The 18,783-nt window shown below is 70.8% G+C and carries 17 protein-coding genes; 8 read left to right on the top strand and 9 right to left on the bottom strand.

The window, feature by feature from the left end; genetic code table 11:
• Positions 1-81 precede the first annotated feature (81 nt).
• Positions 82-666: a tetratricopeptide repeat protein gene (locus BM249_RS12580; RefSeq protein ID WP_091972309.1), complete on the top strand. Its 585-nt coding sequence runs from the start codon at positions 82-84 to the stop codon at positions 664-666.
• Between the two features lie 5 nt (positions 667-671).
• Complete coding sequence (locus BM249_RS12575; protein WP_091972308.1) at positions 672-1,670, top strand: alpha/beta fold hydrolase; 999 nt, start codon at positions 672-674, stop codon at positions 1,668-1,670.
• A 121-nt stretch (positions 1,671-1,791) separates the two neighbouring features.
• On the opposite strand, the gene pyk is transcribed toward BM249_RS12575, so the two are convergent.
• The gene (gene pyk, locus BM249_RS12570; RefSeq protein WP_091972471.1) at positions 1,792-3,228 is read right to left on the bottom strand and encodes a pyruvate kinase; all 1,437 of its coding nucleotides are present in this window, start codon (positions 3,226-3,228) and stop codon (positions 1,792-1,794) included.
• A gap of 349 nt (positions 3,229-3,577) precedes the next feature.
• On the opposite strand from pyk, the gene BM249_RS12565 reads away from it, so the two are divergent.
• Both BM249_RS12565 and BM249_RS12560 read left to right on the top strand, forming a co-directional pair.
• Positions 3,578-3,952 (top strand): hypothetical protein, encoded by a 375-nt coding sequence (locus BM249_RS12565; RefSeq protein ID WP_091972307.1) that lies wholly within the window; start codon positions 3,578-3,580, stop codon positions 3,950-3,952.
• 14 nt (positions 3,953-3,966) lie between these two features.
• A complete protein-coding gene (locus tag BM249_RS12560; protein WP_091972469.1) occupies positions 3,967-4,956 on the top strand; it encodes an Ldh family oxidoreductase in 990 nt (329 codons plus the stop codon).
• A gap of 6 nt (positions 4,957-4,962) precedes the next feature.
• Here the strand turns inward: BM249_RS12560 and BM249_RS12555 are convergent, their stop codons facing one another.
• Together BM249_RS12555 and BM249_RS12550 are read right to left on the bottom strand one after the other, a co-directional pair.
• The gene (locus BM249_RS12555; protein ID WP_091972305.1) at positions 4,963-5,400 is read right to left on the bottom strand and encodes a DUF1036 domain-containing protein; all 438 of its coding nucleotides are present in this window, start codon (positions 5,398-5,400) and stop codon (positions 4,963-4,965) included.
• A 256-nt stretch (positions 5,401-5,656) separates the two neighbouring features.
• The gene (locus BM249_RS12550) at positions 5,657-6,955 is read right to left on the bottom strand and encodes a glycerate kinase type-2 family protein (protein WP_091972303.1); all 1,299 of its coding nucleotides are present in this window, start codon (positions 6,953-6,955) and stop codon (positions 5,657-5,659) included.
• A gap of 236 nt (positions 6,956-7,191) precedes the next feature.
• Between BM249_RS12550 and BM249_RS12545 the strand changes: the two genes are divergently transcribed.
• Entirely contained in the window at positions 7,192-7,929 is a 738-nt protein-coding gene (locus BM249_RS12545) for an N-formylglutamate amidohydrolase (protein ID WP_091972301.1), read from the top strand.
• A gap of 41 nt (positions 7,930-7,970) precedes the next feature.
• On the opposite strand, the gene BM249_RS12540 is transcribed toward BM249_RS12545, so the two are convergent.
• A complete protein-coding gene (locus BM249_RS12540; protein ID WP_091972298.1) occupies positions 7,971-8,561 on the bottom strand; it encodes a PAS domain-containing protein in 591 nt (196 codons plus the stop codon).
• A 479-nt stretch (positions 8,562-9,040) separates the two neighbouring features.
• Between BM249_RS12540 and BM249_RS12535 the strand changes: the two genes are divergently transcribed.
• Positions 9,041-9,391 carry a DUF1244 domain-containing protein gene (locus BM249_RS12535; protein ID WP_091972296.1) on the top strand — a complete coding sequence of 117 codons (351 nt, stop codon included), beginning with the start codon at positions 9,041-9,043 and terminating at the stop codon, positions 9,389-9,391.
• A 155-nt stretch (positions 9,392-9,546) separates the two neighbouring features.
• Entirely contained in the window at positions 9,547-9,813 is a 267-nt protein-coding gene (locus BM249_RS12530; RefSeq protein ID WP_091972294.1) for a DUF2312 domain-containing protein, read from the top strand.
• Between the two features lie 86 nt (positions 9,814-9,899).
• Here BM249_RS12530 and BM249_RS12525 read toward each other — a convergent pair whose 3' ends face one another.
• From BM249_RS12525 to BM249_RS12505, 5 genes are all read right to left on the bottom strand, one after another.
• Positions 9,900-10,274 carry a VOC family protein gene (locus BM249_RS12525; protein WP_091972292.1) on the bottom strand — a complete coding sequence of 125 codons (375 nt, stop codon included), beginning with the start codon at positions 10,272-10,274 and terminating at the stop codon, positions 9,900-9,902.
• A gap of 77 nt (positions 10,275-10,351) precedes the next feature.
• Positions 10,352-11,047 carry a helix-turn-helix transcriptional regulator gene (locus BM249_RS12520; RefSeq protein WP_091972290.1) on the bottom strand — a complete coding sequence of 232 codons (696 nt, stop codon included), beginning with the start codon at positions 11,045-11,047 and terminating at the stop codon, positions 10,352-10,354.
• 93 nt (positions 11,048-11,140) lie between these two features.
• Entirely contained in the window at positions 11,141-12,640 is a 1,500-nt protein-coding gene (locus BM249_RS12515; protein WP_244528729.1) for a peptidoglycan L,D-endopeptidase MepK, read from the bottom strand.
• Positions 12,641-12,858: 218 nt separating this feature from the next.
• On the bottom strand, positions 12,859-14,907 hold the full coding sequence (locus BM249_RS12510; RefSeq protein ID WP_091972288.1) for a L,D-transpeptidase family protein: 2,049 nt from the start codon (positions 14,905-14,907) through the stop codon (positions 12,859-12,861).
• Between the two features lie 124 nt (positions 14,908-15,031).
• On the bottom strand, positions 15,032-16,522 hold the full coding sequence (locus BM249_RS12505) for a sigma-54-dependent transcriptional regulator (RefSeq protein WP_091972286.1): 1,491 nt from the start codon (positions 16,520-16,522) through the stop codon (positions 15,032-15,034).
• A gap of 301 nt (positions 16,523-16,823) precedes the next feature.
• On the opposite strand from BM249_RS12505, the gene BM249_RS12500 reads away from it, so the two are divergent.
• A complete protein-coding gene (locus BM249_RS12500) occupies positions 16,824-18,698 on the top strand; it encodes a M3 family oligoendopeptidase (RefSeq protein WP_091972285.1) in 1,875 nt (624 codons plus the stop codon).
• Positions 18,699-18,783: the final 85 nt, after the last annotated feature.

Genomic DNA, 18,783 nt, shown 5'->3' with positions numbered 1-18,783 from the left:
GGCGCGGCAAGGCGGCGGGTTGACGGCACCGGGCGGGGCGAGGAAGCTCTCCCCATGCCGCACTTCCCGAAACATGCTTCGATGTTGCTGAAAGCCGCGCTCGTCGCGGCTTTTTGCGTTGGGGGTCCCCCCATCGCCCTCGCTCGACCGACGCCGGACGAGAAGCCCCCCGAGAAGGTCCGCACGCCTCCCAGCCTCGATGATCTGTACGCCCGCCTCAAGGCGGCGGAGGACGATGCGGAGGCCAAGGGCATCGCCCGCCTCATCGAACAGCGCCTGGGGCGTTCGGGCAGCGCGACGGCCGACCTGCTCACGGAGCGGGCGCGCCAAGCCATGAGCGGCCAGGATTTCCCCCTGGCCATCGAACTCCTCGACCGGGCCACCACCCTGGAGCCCCGCTGGTCCGAAGGCTGGAACCGGCGCGCCACGGTGTTCTGGCTCCTGAAGGATCAGGACGGGGCCATCGCGGACCTCAAGCGCACCCTGGTGATCGAACCCCGGCACTTCGAAGCCTGGGCGGCCCTGGGGCGGATCTACCTCTCGATGGATGAGAAGGTCCGTGCCCTCGAGGCGTTCCGCCGGGCCGCCGCCCTGTATCCGCGCATGGACAAGCTGCAGGGCGCCATCGACCGTCTCGCCCCGGATGTCGAGGGGCGCGACCTGTAGCCCCGATGATCCTCTTCAAGCTGATCGCGGGGCTCCTCGGCCTCGTCGCCGTGGGGCTCGGCGCGGGCGCCCTGGCGACGTTTCTCATCACCCTGCGGATCGAGGCGCGCCACCCGCCGCAGGGGCCGTTCGTGCCGGTGCCGGGTGGACGCCTTGCCAGCATCGTGGCGGGACCGGAGCAACCGCCGCGCGGCACCGTCGTGCTCCTGCACGGCGCCTCGGCCAACGCCGCCGACCCCCTGGAGGGCATCGGTCGCCGCCTCGCGGCGAAAGGGTTCCGGGTCATCGCCTTCGACCGGCCGGGCTCGGGCTGGAGCGACCGCCTCGGCGGCGAGGAGATGGCGTCGCCCGCCGCGCAGGGACACGCCATCGCGGCGGCCCTGGCGGAGATGGGCGTCGGCCCGGCCATCGTCCTCGGGCATTCCTGGTCGGGGGCGCTCGCGACAGCCATCGCCCTCGACCACCCCGAGCGGGTGGCGGGCCTCGTGCTGGCCGCCCCCGTGGCGATGCCGTATCCGCGCATGGGCACGGTCCCCTGGACCTACCGCCTCGCCCTGTGGCCGCCGATGACCTGGGTCCTCAGCCACACGGTGGCGACGCCCATCGGCCTGTACTACCTGCCCCGCATCGGCGGCGCGGTGTTCCGGCCCCAGGCCGCGCCGGCCGATTACCTCGACCGCAGCCGCGCCGCCCTGGTGCTACGGCCCGGCTCCATCACGGCGAACCTGCAGGACTTGGCCGGCCTACCCGCCGCCCTCGCGGCCCAGGCCCCGCGCTATGCCGGCCTGCGGGTGCCGACGGTGGTGATTTCGGGTGATTCCGACGCGGCGGTGCCGGCCGAGCGCCAGGCGGTGCCCCTGGCCGCGGCGATTCCGGACGCCCGCCTCGTCCTGCTGCCGGGCATCGGCCACATGCTCCAGTACGTCGCCGTGGACGCCCTGGCGGCGGAGGTGGTGCGGCTGGCCGACCGGATCGCCGCGAAGCGAGACCCGGTCGCGCCTTGAAAGCATGGCGCTGTCTTCGATCGATCCATTCGGTCCCTGGCGAGCGCGGGCTCCCCCTCCCGTACGGAGAGGGGACCCGTCGCGCCCCTTCGATCCGAAGGCGATCGGGCCGGAGACAAGGTTACGCCTTCGCGGCGTGCTCGCGGGTGACGAAGGCGATGCGCACGAGGTTGGTGGCGCCCGGCGTCCCGAACGGCACGCCCGCCACCACGATCACCCGGTCGCCGATATCGGCGAAGCGCTCGCGCACGGCGAACTTCGCCGCCCGGAACGCCATGTCGTCGACGTCGCTGGCGTCGTTGGTGACGATGGGGTGGGTGCCCCAGCACAGGGCGAGGCGCCGGGCCGTCTCGCGGCGCGGCGTGAGGGCGATGATCGTGGCGTTGGGCCGCGAGCGGGCCAGCCGCAGGGCGGTGGAGCCCGAATGGGTCCAGGCCATGATCGCCGTGAGGTTGAGGGCGTCCACCATCTGGTGGGCGGCGGCCGCGATGGCGTCGGAGGCCGTGGCGTCGGGCTCCGAGCGTTGGGCCGTGAGGATGGTCCAGTAGAGGGCGTCGCGCTCCACCTGCTCGGCGATGCGGCTCATCATCGAAATCGCCTCGATGGGGAAAGCGCCCGACGCGCTCTCGGCCGAGAGCATCACGGCATCCGCCCCCTCGTAGACGGCCGTGGCGACGTCCGAGACCTCGGCGCGGGTCGGAACCGGCGCGGTGATCATGGATTCGAGCATCTGGGTCGCCACCACGACGGGCTTGCCCATGCGGCGGGACGCGCGGGTGATGCGCTTCTGAACGCCCGGCACCTGCTCGAGGGGCATCTCGACGCCGAGATCGCCCCGCGCCACCATGAGGCCATCGGAGACTTCGATGATCTCCTCGAGGCGGGTGAGCGCCTGCGGCTTCTCGATCTTGGCCATGACGAGGGCACGGCCAGCCGCCACCTTCTTCACCTCGGCGACGTCCTCCGGCCGCTGCACGAAGGAGACGGCGATCCAATCGGCCCCGGCATTGAGGCCGGCTTCGAGGTCGCCCCGGTCCTTCTCCGTCATGGCGGCGACGGGGATGACGGTGTCGGGCAGGGACACGCCCTTGCGGTTGGAGATGCGGCCGCCGACGACCACCTTCGTCACGGCGCGGCCCTCGGACACCTCGGTCACCACGAGGCGCAGCTTGCCGTCATCGATGATGACGACGTGGCCGGGCTCCAGGGCCGAGAGGATCTCGGGGTGGGGCAGGTACACGCGGGTGGCGTCGCCCGGCGTCGGGTCGCTGTCGAGGACGAAGCTGGCGCCGTTCTCGATGATGGCGGCGCCCTCCGCGAAGGCGGCGACGCGCAGCTTCGGCCCCTGGAGATCGACGAGGACAGCGATGGGCCGGCGCAGCTCCCGCTCGATGGTGCGGATCACCTCGATCTTCTCGGGCAGCTTTTCGCGGGGGAGGTGGCTCATGTTCAGGCGGAACACGTCGGCGCCGGCGCGGAACAGTTTTTCGATCATCTCCGGCGTATCGGAGGCCGGCCCCAGGGTTGCGATGATCTTGGTGCGGCGCGAACGTTTCAAGGCGGTCTCCATCCCGAATGAGGCCCCGCCGGTTTCGAGCGACCGGGCATTGAGCGAAGGGCCACAAGCACCGATGGGGCCAGCGCGTCAAGAACGTGGCGCCTTGCTTAACCGCCGTTCGTGACGGTGCGATGCGTGGCGGGCATGGACATGCAGCCCCGCCGCCGGGCCAGGGGCGGGAGAGGGCGGACGAAACGGGAGAGGCGGGACGCAGCGAAACCAGGCCGGACCGCACGAGGAGAGAATTTTTCTTCTACGGGTTGAGTTTGGGGCGAAGACTTAAGCGGCCCTTAACGGATCGACACCGATCCTGATTCCATCCGGCCGGTCAAGTTAGGATCATGGTCCCATGGACTCCTCCGATGCCGCCTTTTCGTCGACGGACGTCGCCGCGATCCGCCGGTCGCTTCAGGCGAACGTCGCCCGGCTGATCGATGTCAACGATCACCTCGCCCGACAGGTCGCGGCCCTCGACGCGGTGGAGCGGCACGTGCGGGGCCTCGCCCTGCGGGAGACGAGCCGCGCCCTGGAGGCACCGCACGATCCGGACGAACCGACACAGCTGGGCGAACTCCAGGCCCGAACCAACGCCGATTTCCGGCGGATGCGCGAGATCCACGCCCTCCTGAGCACCCGCATCGACGCCCTGTTGCGGCAGCACGCGGCGCTCTACGATGCCACCTTCGCGCCGGATCGGGGCGCCTCCTTCCGATCCCGAGACTGAGGATGTTCCGAGACATGCCGACCCTGACCCTCACCGAGGCCCACGCCCTCGCGGTGCGCACGCTCCTGCGCTGCGGCACCGGGCGGGCGGCGGCGGAGAGCACGGCCCGCGCCCTCGTGGGGGCTGAGGCGGACGGCCTCGCATCGCATGGACTCGTGCGCCTCATCGCCTACGGGGCGCAGATCCGCGCCGCCAAGCTGGTGGGCGACGTCGCCGTCACCGTCACTCGGCCCCGGCCGGGCCTCCTCGCCGTGGATGCCGGACACGGCTTCGCCTATCCGGCCCTCGACGCGGCGGTGGCGGCATTGCCCGACCTCGCCCGAAGCCAGGGCGTGGCGGCGGCGGCCATCCGGCGCTCGCACCATTGCGGTGCCGCCGGGCGCCCGGCCGAGGCCCTGGCGGCGCAGGGGCTGGTGGCCCTGCTGTTCGCCAACGCACCGGCCGCCATGGCGCCCTGGGGCGGCAACCGGGCGGTGTTCGGCACCAATCCCATCGCCTTCGCCTGCCCCCTGCCGGGGCGCTCGCCCCTCGTGGTCGACCTCTCCCTCTCGAAGGTGGCGCGGGGCAACATCGTCGCCGCCCGGCAGCGGGGCGAGGCGATTCCCGAGGGCTGGGCGGTGGACGCGGCGGGCCGGCCCACCACCGATCCGGCAGCGGCGCTCGCCGGGACCATGATCCCGCTCGGCGACGCCAAGGGGACGGCGCTGGCCCTCATGGTCGAACTCCTCGCGGCCGGGCTCGTGGGTGCGCGCTTTGCCGGAGAGGCGACCTCCTTCCTCGACGCCGTCGGCGAGCCGCCCGGCACGGGCCAGCTCATCCTCGCCCTCGACGCCACAGCCTTCGCGACCGATGCCTGCGAACGCTTCGCCGCCCTGGCGGCCATGATCGAGGATCAGGACGGCGCCCGCCTGCCGGGCACCCGTCGCCTCGCCGCCCGGGCGCGCGCGGCGGAATCGGGACTCACCCTGTCGGACGCCCTGCTGGCCGAGATCGAGGCCGTGTGACCTTCGTCAGGGCGCCGGCGGCTGGTTCGGATCGGTGAGCTGGATCGTCCAGCTCTTCTGTTCGCCGGTATCGACCTCGTAGAAGCCGTTGCGGTCGAAGCCCCGCGCCAGGCAATCCTCGACGCCCCGGATCGTGAATTCCCGGTCCTTGGTGCACATGAGCGAGCGACCGGCCCACTCGCCGCCCCGCGTGTAGTCCACGGCGTAGACGTAATAGAACCGCGCCGCGAGCGCGCCCTTCAGCAGGGTCTCGCAGCCCTTGGGCGCCACCTCCCACCACCCCTCCGTCACCCAGCCCTGGGGGTCGCGGTAGCCGAGGGCGATGCCGACCTTGCTGGTGGTGAGGTTGCACATGCGCAGGTCCGCGTGGGCGGGACTCGCGAAAAGAAAGAGGGCCGGAACGGTCGTGGCGACGAACCGCTGGCAAGCACGGACCGCGCGCATCGTGCTGGATTTCCTCTGCTGCCGATCAGACCGATCCATACGATCCTTAAAGACGGCTTGCCCCCCCGACGCCGGCACGGGACGTAACGGGCTCCCTCGGAAGGAGAGACTTACGGCGAGGTGTGTCACCTGTCCGGACAGGGACCGCACCTCGCCCCGTCCCTCTCCTTTCAGAAGCGGGGACCCGCGCCGGAACGAGGCCAAGGAGAGCCGACGCCCGGCCACGGGCGCCGGTCTTTCGACCGCCGTGGATCGCTTACCCGACAAGGATGACCCGGCAATCGTTGACGTTGGTGCGGGTCGGACCCGGCTGGACGAGGTCGCCGATGGTGGCGAAGAACCGGGTCGAGTCGTTGTCGGCCAGCATGGCGGCGGGGTCGAGGCCGGCGGCGCGGGCACGGGCGAGGGTGGTGGGATCGACGAGGCCGCCGGCCGGGTCGGTCGCCTCGCCGCGTCCGCCGTCCGTGCCGTCCGTGTCGGCGGCGATGCCGAGGATGCCGGGGGCGCCGTCCAGCGCCAGGGCGAGCGCCAGGGCGTATTCCTGATTGGGCCCGCCATGGCCCTCGCCCTTGATGGTGACGGTGAGTTCACCGCCCGAGATGATGGCGACCTTGGCGCCGTCCGCCTGATACTTGAGGGCGAGCGTCGCGTGCTCGGCGGCGACCTCGCGGGCCTCGCCCTCGACGTCGGGGCCGAGCATCACCGGCTCGTAGCCGGCGCGGCGCGCAGCCTCGGCCGCCGCCTCCAGGGCGTCGATGGGCCGGGCGATGATGCGGTACTCGGCGCGGGCGAAGGCGGCGTCCCCGGCCTTCGGGGTCTCGTTGACGGGGTCGGCCAGGAGGGCTTTGGCCGTCTCCGGCAGCGGGATGCCCCGGCGCTCGCAGATGGCGCGGGCGTCCGCCAGGGTCGAGGGGTCCGGCACCGTGGGGCCGGAGGCGATCACCGCCGGATCGTCATGGGGCACGTCGGAGATGGCCAGCGTCAGGATCGAGCGGGCATTGCGGGCCATGAGGGCGAGGCGGCCGCCCTTGATCCGCGACAGGTGCTTGCGCACGCAGTTGATCTCGTTGATGGGCGCGCCCGAGCGCAGGAGCGCCTTGGTGATGGCCTGCTTCTCCGTGAGGGTCAGGTCCCCGGCCGGCGCGATCCAGTTGGCCGAGCCGCCGCCCGAGAGCAGCACCAGCACGTCGTCGTCCGGGCCGGCATCGGCGGCGATCTTCAGGGCATCGGCGGTGGCGTCGATGCCGGCCTGGTCGGGCACGGGATGCCCGGCCTCGACCATGCGGATCATCGGCGCCTCCTCGCCGTAGCCGTGGCGGGCCACCGCCAGACCGACGATGCGGCTCTCGTCGACGCCGTGCTCTTCCCGGTAGAACCGGCTCGCCACGGCCGCCATGGAGCCACCGGCCTTGCCCGCGCCCAGGATGATGAGCCGGCCGGGGCCGGGGGCCGGCAGGTGCGGCACGAGGCAACGGGCCGGATGGGCAGCCGCGATGGCCTCGTCGAGGATGCCGAGGAGGAGGGCGCGGGGATCGGCGGGGGAGGGCGCGGTCATGGCGTGTCCGTGTATCGCGGAAAAGAGGTCGTGAGGGAGGCCGCCCGGCGTTCCGCGCCGGATCGTGATTGTTCGCGGGATCAGTTCGGGCAGGCCCGCGTGTTGCCGTGCCCGCGCTTGTCCGCGATACGTGCTGTGCCCGACGCTCGCCGTCGCGGCAAGCGCGCGATGGCATGGCCGGAAACTTGCCCGGCCCCGCCCGAGCCCCAGGACCAGCGCCCAGGACCCCGCCGCCCATGCTGCCACCGCATCCCGTCGAGACCATTCCAGGCGATTCCAGCCGCGGCCTGCTTCTGGTCTGCGACCATGCCTCGAACCACGTGCCCGAGGATCTCGACCAGCTCGGCGTGCCGGAGCACGAATTCGCCCGGCACATCGCCTACGACATCGGCGCGGCGGCGGTGACCCGGCATCTCGCGGCCCTGCTCGGCGCGCCCGCGATCCTCACCCGGTTCTCGCGACTCATCATCGACCCGAACCGGGGCCGGGCTGACCCGACCCTGGTGATGCGCCTCTCCGACGGCGCCATCGTGCCGGGCAACGCCCGCATCGACGAGGCGGGCAAGGCCGAGCGCATCCGCCGGTTCTACGCACCCTTCGACGCGGCCATCGACGCGCATGTGGCGGCGGCCGAGGCGACGGGCGTGCCGCCGGCGATTCTCACCATGCACAGCTTCACGCCCTATTGGCGCACGGTGGCGCGCCCGTGGCACGTCGGCATCCTGTGGGACCGGGACGACCGCCTGAGCGCGCCACTCATCGCGGGTTTGCGCGCCGACCCAGCCGGCCTCACCGTGGGCGACAACGAGCCCTATGGCGGCGGCCTGCCGGGCGATACCATCGACCGCCACGCCATCGCGCGCGGCCTGCGCAACGCCCTGGTGGAGATCCGCCAGGATCTCATCGCGGCGGAACCCGGCCAGATCGAATGGGCGGAGCGCTTCGCCCGCCTGCTGCGGCCCCTGTTGCCCTGAAACCGGATCCCCGCCCGACGAAATCTCCCGGACCGCCCCCCTCAATGGGCGTAGCGCTCGGTCCTGCGGGCGATGGCACGGCCGAGGCTCAGGAGAAGCCGGTCGGCCGCGGCGCTCACCTCCGGGGGAACGTCTGCTCCGAGGAGGCCCTTCAGGGTGAGGGCCAAGTCGGCCGCGCGCATGAGCCTGTTCTCGGCCATCGGTTCGGTGCCGAGTATGTAGCGCTCGCCACCGTCACGCATCTCGGTGATGTCAATGAGGATGCCGTGGGAGCGCTCCGGCCGGCCCGCCGCGTCGTGGTAGGTCCGTCCCCGACTGAGCAACCAGCGCACCGCCCCGTCCGCCTCGAAGACGCGGTATTCCGCCAGAACCAGACCGCCGTTCTGCACGGTCCGGAGCATATGCTCCATGAGCCAGGTCAGGTCGCTGGGGTGCACGGCGGCGAGGGCGGCGGGGCCGCGAAGGTGGCGGCCGGCGAGTTCGGGCTGACCGGTCAGGAACCGCGCCGCGCCCTCGTCGTAGATCACCGCCCCGACGACGTGGTCCCAATCCCAGGTGCCGACGACGCAGGAGGCATCGAGGGCGGCGCGGAGGCGCTCGAGATCGGTGAAGCCGTAGGCCGCTGCATCCATCGCCAGAGTCTCGATCCCCCCCACGCGACCGGACGAGAACCGGCCGCCACACAACTCCAAACCCAGGACACCACAACACTATTCTGCAATTCAGGTTAGGGCGAGAACAGACCGAAGCAAGCGTAACGATGCGAACAAATGCGCGCACCGCCCCCGACCGTGATTCGGACACCAGCCCCTTTCGAAATCGTCAACTGAAAACAATCCGATTTCAGCAGAACGACTTTTACCTAGATCAAGATCGGGAACGATTTCAGCCCTATTTCTTTCCCGACACCATCGGATCTGGTTCGCACCTGTAGCGCCGCAGCCCCTCGCCGCAGACATGCTCCGCTTGACGGGCGGGACTGCGACCCGACCTGACCCATAGGCCCCGATCGATCCATCCGGCTCGGCCGGGTGCGACGGGCTCCGGCACCTTCCAGGCGCGGGACCGACGCCGTATCACGTGACGCCAACGACACCGCGAGGACATCGCCATGACCCATCCCGCACCGACCGAAGCGGCCTCGGAAGACGCCCTGGACGGGATCGACGCCGCCACCCGCACGGAACTCGAGTCGGCGGTGTTCCGCCGCCTCGTCTCGCACCTGCGCAACCGGACGGACGTGCAGAACATCGACCTCATGAATCTGGCCGGGTTCTGCCGCAACTGCCTGTCGAATTGGCTCAAGGACGCGGCCGACGAAAAGGGCGTGGCGCTGACCAAGGATGCGAGTCGTGAAGCGGTCTACGGCATGCCCTACGAATCGTGGAAGCGCCTGCACCAGGCCGAGGCGACGCCGGAGCAGCAGGCGGCCTTCGCCGCCAAGGCCCCCGAGGCGCACTGAGCTCGCTAGAGCGAAAGCGCAGCGCAACCAGAGACTTGGCCCCGGTCTGCGTGTCGGGGCCCAGGCCGTAACAACCCGGTAAGCTTGAACGCTTAGTGAAGCGGTTCCGGTGCATTCGACAGAATGCGCCTCGCCAGTCAGGGATTGTCACGACCATGGCCGCTTCCGCCGAACCCGCCGTCGATGCTTCCTCCGTCGCCGCCGACCAGCTGAAAAGCTTCATCGAGCGCATCGAGCGCTTGGAGGAGGAGAAGGCCGGCCTCGCCTCGGACATCAAGGACGTCTACGCGGAGGCCAAGGGCACGGGCTTCGACGTGAAGGCCCTGCGCAAGATCATCTCCCTGCGCAAGAAGGACCACGCCGAGCGCCAGGAGGAGGAAGCCATCCTGGAACTCTACATGCAGGCGCTCGGCATGGTGTGAGGGCGAAGGGGCCGCGCGCAGCGAACGCTCGGCCGGAACGCCCCGCAAGTCCGGAAAGCGCAAGTCCGGGGGGAAAGCCGCTCGCCTCACCGATCTCCGACAACGGCATAGACGCGCAATCGGTGCCCATCCGGATCGAGGGCAACGAAGCTTCGGCCGAAGTCGAGGTCGGTGGGGGGAAACGGAGTCGACGCGCCCTTCGCCACCCACGCCTCGTGGATACGATCGACCTCCGATACGTGGGCCACCTTGAAGCCGAGTTCGCCGCCGCCTCCCCCCGTCAAAGGGGCTGGCTGGACGTCCGCTTTCTCCCACAAGCCGAGCGTGAGCCCCTGTGACAGGACGAAGAGCACGAAGGTCGCGCTTACCTCGGTCGGCTCGAGATCGAGGAGACGGGCGTAGAACGTCGCGCTCGCCGAAACGTCCGTGACATACAGGAAATGGGTGCTGGTGCTGGTCATGCCGATCCTCCGATCCGCCCGGTGAACGAAGGGGAGGTTAGGGTGTGTGGCTGTCAGTTTCCGGCAGCAGCGGCGAATCAATCCCCGCTTGGCGGACGGCCTTCGGCGATGCGCCACTCCTTCAGGAGGGCGTGCCGCCGTCTCGGATAACGATCCTCCATAAGGCCGGTCGAGACGATCCGATCCGTACGGAAATGACGAAACCCCTCGCGCAGCTCACACCATCCGATCAGCACGCGAACCGATTCGAAGTAGGCGAGGGCGAAGGGCCAGACGATCCCATCCGACGTCCTCCCGACCTTGTCACGATAGGTGAGCGTGATCTTGCGTTCGGTCCGAACGGCTTCGCGCAGCACGGTCAGGTCGACATGATCGGCCGGGATCGTTGCGCCGGGGCCAATCAGGAGCGGTGATGTTTCGATGTCGTCCCGACGCGCGTCGGGCAACACCGCCGCGATCCGACGCATTGCGCTCCGCGCGGCGTCGCGAAGCCGATCGTCCGCGCGCTCGGCGACCCACCGTGAACCGAGAACCAGGGCTTCGATCTCCTCCGCCGTGAACATCAGAGGGGGCAGCAGAAAGCCGGGCCTCAGGACATACCCAAGACCGGGCGCTCCCCTGATATCCGCGCCGAGCGCCTGAAGACTGACGATATCGCGGTAGAGCGTCCGCAGACTCACGCCGGTCTCATCGGCCAGCGTTCGTCCGCGAACGGGGTTTCGGTGACGGCGCAGGATCTGCAGCAGGTCGAAGAGGCGTTCGGAGCGCGACATCCGTTACCCGAAGTACCCCTCGGCCAGGGAGAGGGCCGCCAGGCAGGTCCAGAGGGTCCTCCTGCCTTCGAGCCCCCGTCGAGGCCGGGCTCGTCAGCGCGCGCCCGGCACCGGGCGGGTGGCCGAGCCCGAGAAGCGGCCGGCGGCGAGATCGTCGCCCGGGGCGCGGGAGGAGAAGCGGGTGGCGACGGCCGCCGGCTGGGTGAGGCTGCCGGCGGGCGCACCGTCGAGCTTGGCCTTGGTGACGGCGACGCGCACGGGGGCGGCGCGGCTCGCCGGTTCAGAGGCGCCCTGCGCAGCGGTGGCGAACAGGGCGCGCAGCTGCAGCTTCGGATCGGCCCCGGCCGGGACCAACCGGGCGGCAACGGGAGCGGGGGCCACCGGGGCGGGCGCGGCGCCGAGATTCGCCATTCCGGCGGATCCCAGTCCCGCGACCTGGATCGCCGGGCGCGGCGGGGGCAGGGGCATGGTGAGGGCGGCGGTGATGGCCGCAAGATCGGACGGGCGACGCGGGGGCAGGGGGATCGCCAGCGATGGCAGGGCGTCCGACGCGGCGAGGTCCGCGGCTTTGCCGGTCTCGGAAGCGCCGGCGGGCTCGGCGGTCAGGAGGCTGCGGGCGTCACGTCCGTCGCGGCGCAGGAGGCCCGCGTTGAGGGTGTCGCTCGCGGCCGGGGCGGCGTAGGCGAGGGCTGCGCGGGTGCCGGTCGTGTCGTCGGGGTCGGCGCTCGCCACCACCACGGCGGGCTTGGCGCGGCCCCGCGCCACGGGAGCGGGCGCCGGGGCGGGCGTCTCGCTGCCGCCGCCGAACAGGCTGGCGAAGAAGCCCCGGATGCTCGGGCCGTCATCCTCGTCCACCTGCGCCACCTGGGTGATGCCCAGCACGGTGCCACCGCGGGCCAGCACCTCGGCGCGGGCGAGTTCGTAGCCGGGCAGGGGCCGGTTATCGGAGGGCAGGTGAACGGTCTTGCCGTCGGGGAACAGGCGTGCGAGCTGATCGTGGGTCATGCGCGGCCACGAGCGGACGGAGCCGACATCGAGGTGGACGAAGGGCGAACCGGCGCGGGGATACCAGCCGACACCTCCGCGCTGCATCCGCATGCCCACGGCGCGGATCTGATCGATGGACACGTCGGGCAGGTAGAAGTCCATCGCCTTGCCGAGCATGTGCTGGCTATACTCCGCCACCATCTTGGAGCGGCGGCGCAGCATGGCGTTGGTGCCGGGCGACCGATACGCCGAGACCACCGTGATGGGCTCCTGCGAGCCGACCGAGCGGTAGGCTTCCCACACGGTGTCGAACAAGCGCGGGTCCATCTTGGTCGGCTCGTCGACGCGCCAGTCGCGCAGGAGCCAGTTCAGTTGCTCCAGGGCGGCACGGTCGTAGCGACCGTCGCGCTTGAACGTGACGGTCAGGCTTTCCTTGGTATGGCTGTGATAGATCGAGAGCGTGCGGGTGTCGCCGTTGGCCACGGCGTCCTGGGTGCCGCGCGTGCCCGCGACCAGGGCGAGGGCGATGCCGGAGGCGATGGCGGCCCGCCGCAGGCGTGCATGGCGGGGCCCCGGCCGTGATCCGTGTCGCGGGAACTGACGCACGATGGCCTTACCCTCTCGCCAGATCCCGCATGACGCGCCGGATCGTGGTGAACGCAACCTTGTCGAAAACCGTAAACGCTCGGTTATCGCGGCCCCGGCCGTTCACCGATTGAGTCACCTTATGGCTAAGATCGAACCGTGGCGAAATCGTGCCCCGCCGTGTGCGAACGCACGGCGGGGGTTGTCCCCATCGAGGCGGCCCGATCAGCCTGGACCCTCTACCACCACCCGGCGGAGGGACGCGGCGCCACCGGCCCCCACAGGCCGGGCTCGCCGAACTCCTCCGGCGGCCGGGCGGCGGTGCGGGCGGGCCTCGGCTCCCCAGCCCGGACTTCACGCACGGGCTTGCGCCGCGGTTCGGGGGCGGTGGTGGTGACGCGCGGCTTCGGCGCCGCCTCGGGTGTAGCGAGCTTCGGCGCCGGCTTCCCGGCGGTGGCCTTGGGGGCCGGAGCCTTGGCCACCAGCAGGCTGCCGGGGGCGAGGCCGAGGGCGATCTTCATGCGGGCATCGTAGCCGTAGAGGTCCGGCAGGGTCCGGAAGGCCCCGGCATCGTCCACGAAGGCCGTGAAGTAGGCCAGATGCACCGGCAACTTCTCGGCCAGCCGCACGGTGCGCTCGCCCTTGCCGATGAGCTTCTTCAGGCGCTCGCCGGTCCAGGCCTCGGGCAACACCGCGTCGGCGAAGCGGAAGGGGTCGTCCACCCGCACGCAGCCGTGGCTGAGCGCCCGGCGCGATCCGGAGAACAACGAGCGGTTGGGCGTGTCGTGCAGGTAGACCGCGTGGTTGTTGGGGAACATGAACTTGATGAAGCCCAGCGCGTTGCGCTCCCCCGGCGGCTGGCGGACCGAGACGGTGCCGTTGCGGTAGACCACCTCGTAGCCGCGCCGGGCCGCATAGTTCGGGTCGCGGGCGAGGCCGGGTAGGAACTCGTTCTTGAGGATCGAGGGCGGCACGTTCCAGGACGGATTGACGACGGCGTATTCCATCAGCCCCGAAAAGATCGGCGTCGGGCTTTCGACCTTGCCGACGATGACGCGGGCCTCGTCGCGTTTGCGGCCGTCCTTGAACACCCGGACCTGGAATTCCGGGATGTTGACCATCACGTAGTCGCGCCCGAGATCGGCCGGCAGCCAGCGCCAGCGCTCCATGTTGACGATGAGGGCGGCCTCGTCGTCGGAGGCAGGCGCGGCGTCGGGGCGGCCGAGCGCCGCCACGGTCTGCTGAGTGAGGGTACCGGTCGCGGGCAGACCGCGGCGGCGCTGGAAACTCGCGACGGCGGCGGCGACGGCGGCATCGTAGGCATCCGCCTCGCCCGGCGCGTCGTCGAGGGTGCCGGGTGCGCGGCTGGCGAGGGCGAAGCGGGCGCGCAGGGCCGGCACCCGGGGGTCGCGCATGCCGAGTTTCAGCACCGGCCCGGCGGGCAGCTGTACCGTGGGCTCGGGGGCGCCGTGGCCGTTCCGGGCGGCGGCGAGGCGCGCCTTCAGGGCGAGGTAGCCGGGTTGCGACGGGTTGTAGGCTTGCAGCAGGGCGCCGGCCTGCGCCCCGGCCGTGGCGATCCGGCCGAGGACGGCGTCGGCGGCGGGCAGGTCGAGGGTCGGTGTGATGAGGCGGGACAGGCTCGGCAGATGGATGCGCCCGCCCCGCGCGTCGCGGGCGTAGAGAACCACCGCCGCCGAGAGTTTCAATTCGGCATCGGCCACCTGCGCCTCGGTCAGGGGCTGGGTGCCGAGCACGGGCACTGGATAGGCGGCAGCCTTGAGTCCGTCCTCGCCGGCGGCGGCGAGGCGGGCGCTGGCGGCCTTGGCGGCCGGCGTGTAGGCCCCGTCGACGATCCAGACGGGCTTGAAGGCGCCCAGCGCATAGAAGGCCTGGATCGCCTCGCGCTCCTTCGTGGTCAGGCGGGCGAGGAGGGGCGTGGACTCGGCGAGGCGCGCCGCCACGGCGGCGCTCAAGGGATCACTCGGAACCGGGGGCGGAGCAGGGGTCTCGGCGACGGGGGCGGAGGCCGCGTCGGGGGTCGGGGCGACGGCCGCGTCCGCCGGGGGCTTGGGCGCCTCCGGCGCCACGGAAGCGGGTTTCGCCGCGTCCGGCGTCACCGGACTGGGGGTCGCCGGATCGACGGACGCCTTCTGCACCACGGGGGCATCGGTCCGTTCCGAAGCCTCCGTCCGGGCCGGTGGCTCAGCGACCTCGGCCTGGGCGGCGTATCCGATGCAGCTGGCCACGAGGGCCGACAGGGCGACGGAGGCGGAGCGCGTGACGCCCATGGATGAGCTCCCTAGGATCGGCCAGCGCCGATCGGGTGAGTTAACGTTAGCCACTCGGGCGCCGGGTGCGCAACGGCACGCACCGCGAGGGGCGGGCCGCGATCGTCGGGTGGGCGGGGAGCGGCTACGCCGCGTCCTCGGCCTTGTCGTCGCCGTCGAGACCGAGGTCCTTGAGCTTGCGATAGAGGGTGGATCGGCCGATTCCGAGGCGGCGCGAGACTTCCGACATCCGGCCCCGGTAGAATTGCAGGGCGAAGCGGATGATCTCCGCCTCGAGGACATCCATGGTCTTCATCTCGCCGGTCTCCTCGGCGACGAGGCTCATCCCGTGGGGGTCGCGCACCTCGACCCGGACGATCTCGCGCACGGGCTCCAGCGCCCCGGCCTGAACCAGGGGCTGCACCGGGGCGGCGGGGATCCGCACGTCGAACCCCTCGACCTGGGCGGCGATCTGGGGAAATTCCGCCACGGTGAGCTCGTCGCCGTCGGCCAGCACCACGGCGCGGAACAGGGCGTTCTCGAGCTGACGCACGTTGCCGGGCCAGCCGTAGCGGGTGAGCAGGGCCATGGCCTCGGGGGTGATGGCCCGGACCCTCTTGCCCTCTTCCGCCGCGAACCGGGCGCAGAACGAGCGCACGAGATCGGGAATGTCTTCCCGGCGCGCGCGCAGGGGCGGCAGGGTCATGGGGAAGACGTTGAGGCGGTAATAGAGATCCTCGCGGAACCGGCCCTGCTTCACGAGGTCGAGGAGCGAGCGGTTCGTCGCCGAGATGAGGCGGATATCCACCCGGACGCTGCGCTTGGCGCCGACGGGATCAACCTCGCCCTCCTGCAGGGCGCGCAGAAGCTTCACCTGGGCGTCGAGGGGAAGCTCGCCGATCTCGTCGAGGAACAGCGTCCCGCCCGACGCCTCGACGAACTTGCCCATGTGCCGTTCGGTGGCACCCGTGAACGCCCCCTTCTCGTGGCCGAACAGGGTCGATTCCACGAGGTTGTCGGGGATTGCCCCGCAATTGACCGTGACGAACGGCTTGCCGCGCCGGTCGCCCGAGCCCTGGATGGCGCGGGCCAGCACCTCCTTGCCGACGCCCGACTCGCCCTCGATCAGCACCGGAATGTTGGAGCGGGCCGAGCGCTCGGCGAGCCGCGTCACCCGCTCCATGTCGGGGCTCTTCGAGGTGAGGTCCTTGAAGGAGAGGGAGCCGGAGGCGCGCCGACGCATGCGGCGGACCTCCTCCTCGAGGTGGTCGACCTTGAGGGCGTTCTTGATGGAGACCTGCAGACGCTCGGCGCCGGCGGGCTTCACCACGAAATCGACGGCGCCGGCCCGCATGGCCGTGACCACGGCATCGATGGAGCCGTTGGCCGTCTGGACGATGACGGGCACGTCGAGGCCGGATTTGCGCATCTCCGCCAGGACGCCGAGGCCGTCGAGGCCACCCGGCATGACGAGGTCGAGGAGCATCACGTCCACGGGCTCGCCCGAGCGCAGGACGCTGAGCCCATCGGTGCCGCTTTCCGCGACCTTCGCGTCGAAACCGAGCCGGCGCACCATCGCCTCGGCGAGGCGGCGCTGCACGGGATCGTCGTCGACGATGAGGACCGTTGTCGACATGGGGCTGAAGCCTGGGTCTCGGTGGGGGCGATCGCGCGGCGAGACGAACTCGGTTGCACGGCGCCAGACTGTTTCGTTTCGATCCGCAGAGTGCCGAAAGAGCGTAAAGCCGCGCTTAACGACGATCTCATTCTCCCGGGGGCTCGCGTCGCCGAGGTCGCACCCCTGTCTTTCATGTCCCGAGCGGCTGCCTTTCGCGCACCGACCGGTTGATCGCGGACGCCGGCCGCTCGATATCACCGGCTCACGAACCCGTGCGCCGTCCGGGATCGCGCCTCACGTCCGCCCCCAGGAAGCCGCCATGCCGAGCCGAGCCGTCGCCCCCGCCCTCCGCGTGGGCCTCGCCGCCACCCCCGAGGGAGCGAGCGCCGCAAGGGCCGCCGCCCATGCCGCAGACCTCGGCGTCCTGCCCGAGTGGGATTTGCGCGACCTCTATTCCGGCATCGACGCGCCCGATTTCCGGACCGACCTCGCCCGGGCCGAGACGGCCTGCCGCGACTTCTCCGAGCGTTTCGCCGGCCGCCTCGCCGACCTCGCCGCCGGGTCCGACGCTTCCGCCCGGCTCGCCGAGGCCGTGCGCGCCTACGAGGCGATCGAAGATCTTCTCGGCCGCCTGATGTCGTTCGCCGGCCTCGTCTATTCCGGGGACACCACCGACGAGACCCGCGAAAAGTTCTACGGCGACACCCAGGAGCGCCTCACCACGGCCTCCGCCCACCTCCTGTTCTTCGGCCTCGAACTCAACCGCATCGGCGACGCCGCCTTGAACGCCGCCATGGCGGAGGGACCGCTCGCCGCCTACGCGCCGTGGCTCGAGGATCTGCGCCGCGAGAAGCCGTTCCAGCTCGACGACCGCACGGAAAAGCTGTTCCTCGAGAAGTCGGTGACGGGCCGCTCGGCCTGGAACCGCCTGTTCGACGGCACCATCGCGGCCCTGCGGTTTCCCGTTCAGGGCGAGCAGCTCACCCTGGAGCCGACCCTCAACCGTCTGCAGGACCCGGACGGGGCCGTGCGCAAGGAAGCGGCGAGCGCCTTGAGCGAGGTGTTCCGCGCCAATCTGCGCACCTTCACACTCATCACCAACACGCTCGCCAAGGACAAGGAAATCAACGACCGCTGGCGGGGCTTCACCGATGTTGCCGAATCCCGCCACCTCTCGAACCGGGTCGAGCCCGAGGTGGTCGACGCCCTGGTGGCGGCCGTGCAGGCGGCCTATCCGCGCCTATCGCACCGCTATTACCGGTTGAAGGCCAAGTGGTTCGGGGTCGAGGCCCTGCCGTATTGGGACCGCAACGCGCCCCTGCCGAAGGTCGAGCAGCGCACGATTCCCTGGACGGAGGCCCGCGACACGGTGCTGGACGCCTACGGCGCGTTCTCGCCGCGCATGGCCGACATCGCCCGGACGTTCTTCGACCGCAACTGGATCGACGCGCCGACCCGCCCCGGCAAGGCACCGGGCGCCTTCGCCCACCCGACGGTGCCTTCCGCCCACCCCTATGTCCTGGTGAACTACCAGGGCAAGCCGCGCGATGTGATGACCCTCGCGCACGAACTCGGCCACGGCGTGCACCAAGTGCTCGCCGGCCCCAACGGCGCCCTGATGGCGCCCACCCCCCTGACGCTCGCCGAAACCGCGAGCGTGTTCGGCGAGATGCTGACCTTCCGCCGCCTGCTGGCCGCCACCACGAACACCACCCAACGCCGGGCGATGTTGGCGGCCAAGGTCGAGGACATGATCAACACGGTGGTGCGCCAGATCGCGTTCTACGCCTTCGAGCGTAAGGTCCACCTCGCGCGGGGCCAGGGCGAACTCACGGCCGAGGCCATCAACGCCCTCTGGATGTCGGTGCAGGCCGAGAGTCTCGGCCCGGCCATCGCGCTGGACGCGGGCTACGAGCCGTTCTGGGCCTACATCCCGCACTTCATCCATTCGCCGTTCTACGTCTACGCCTATGCCTTCGGCGATTGCCTCGTGAACTCCCTCTACGGGGTCTACGCCCGGGCCGAGGACGGCTTCGTCGAGCGCTACTTCGCCCTCCTCTCGGCCGGCGGCGCCAAGCCCTACGGCGAACTCCTCGCCCCCTTCGGCCTCGACGCCCGCGATCCGGGCTTCTGGCAGATCGGACTGACTATGATCGAGGGGATGATCGCGGAGTTGGAGGCGATGGAGGATTAGGGGCGGCTGGACGCCCGGCGCTGAACCGTCCCACCGCGCCGCAACGGCGCAGCGCCCTGGCAGGGGACGCGGACGGGCTTATCTC

Origin of the sequence: Methylobacterium gossipiicola (assembly GCF_900113485.1) — a bacterium.
GTDB classification, from domain to species: Bacteria; Pseudomonadota; Alphaproteobacteria; order Rhizobiales; family Beijerinckiaceae; genus Methylobacterium; species Methylobacterium gossipiicola.
This window is presented reverse-complemented; position numbering and strand designations above follow the sequence as displayed.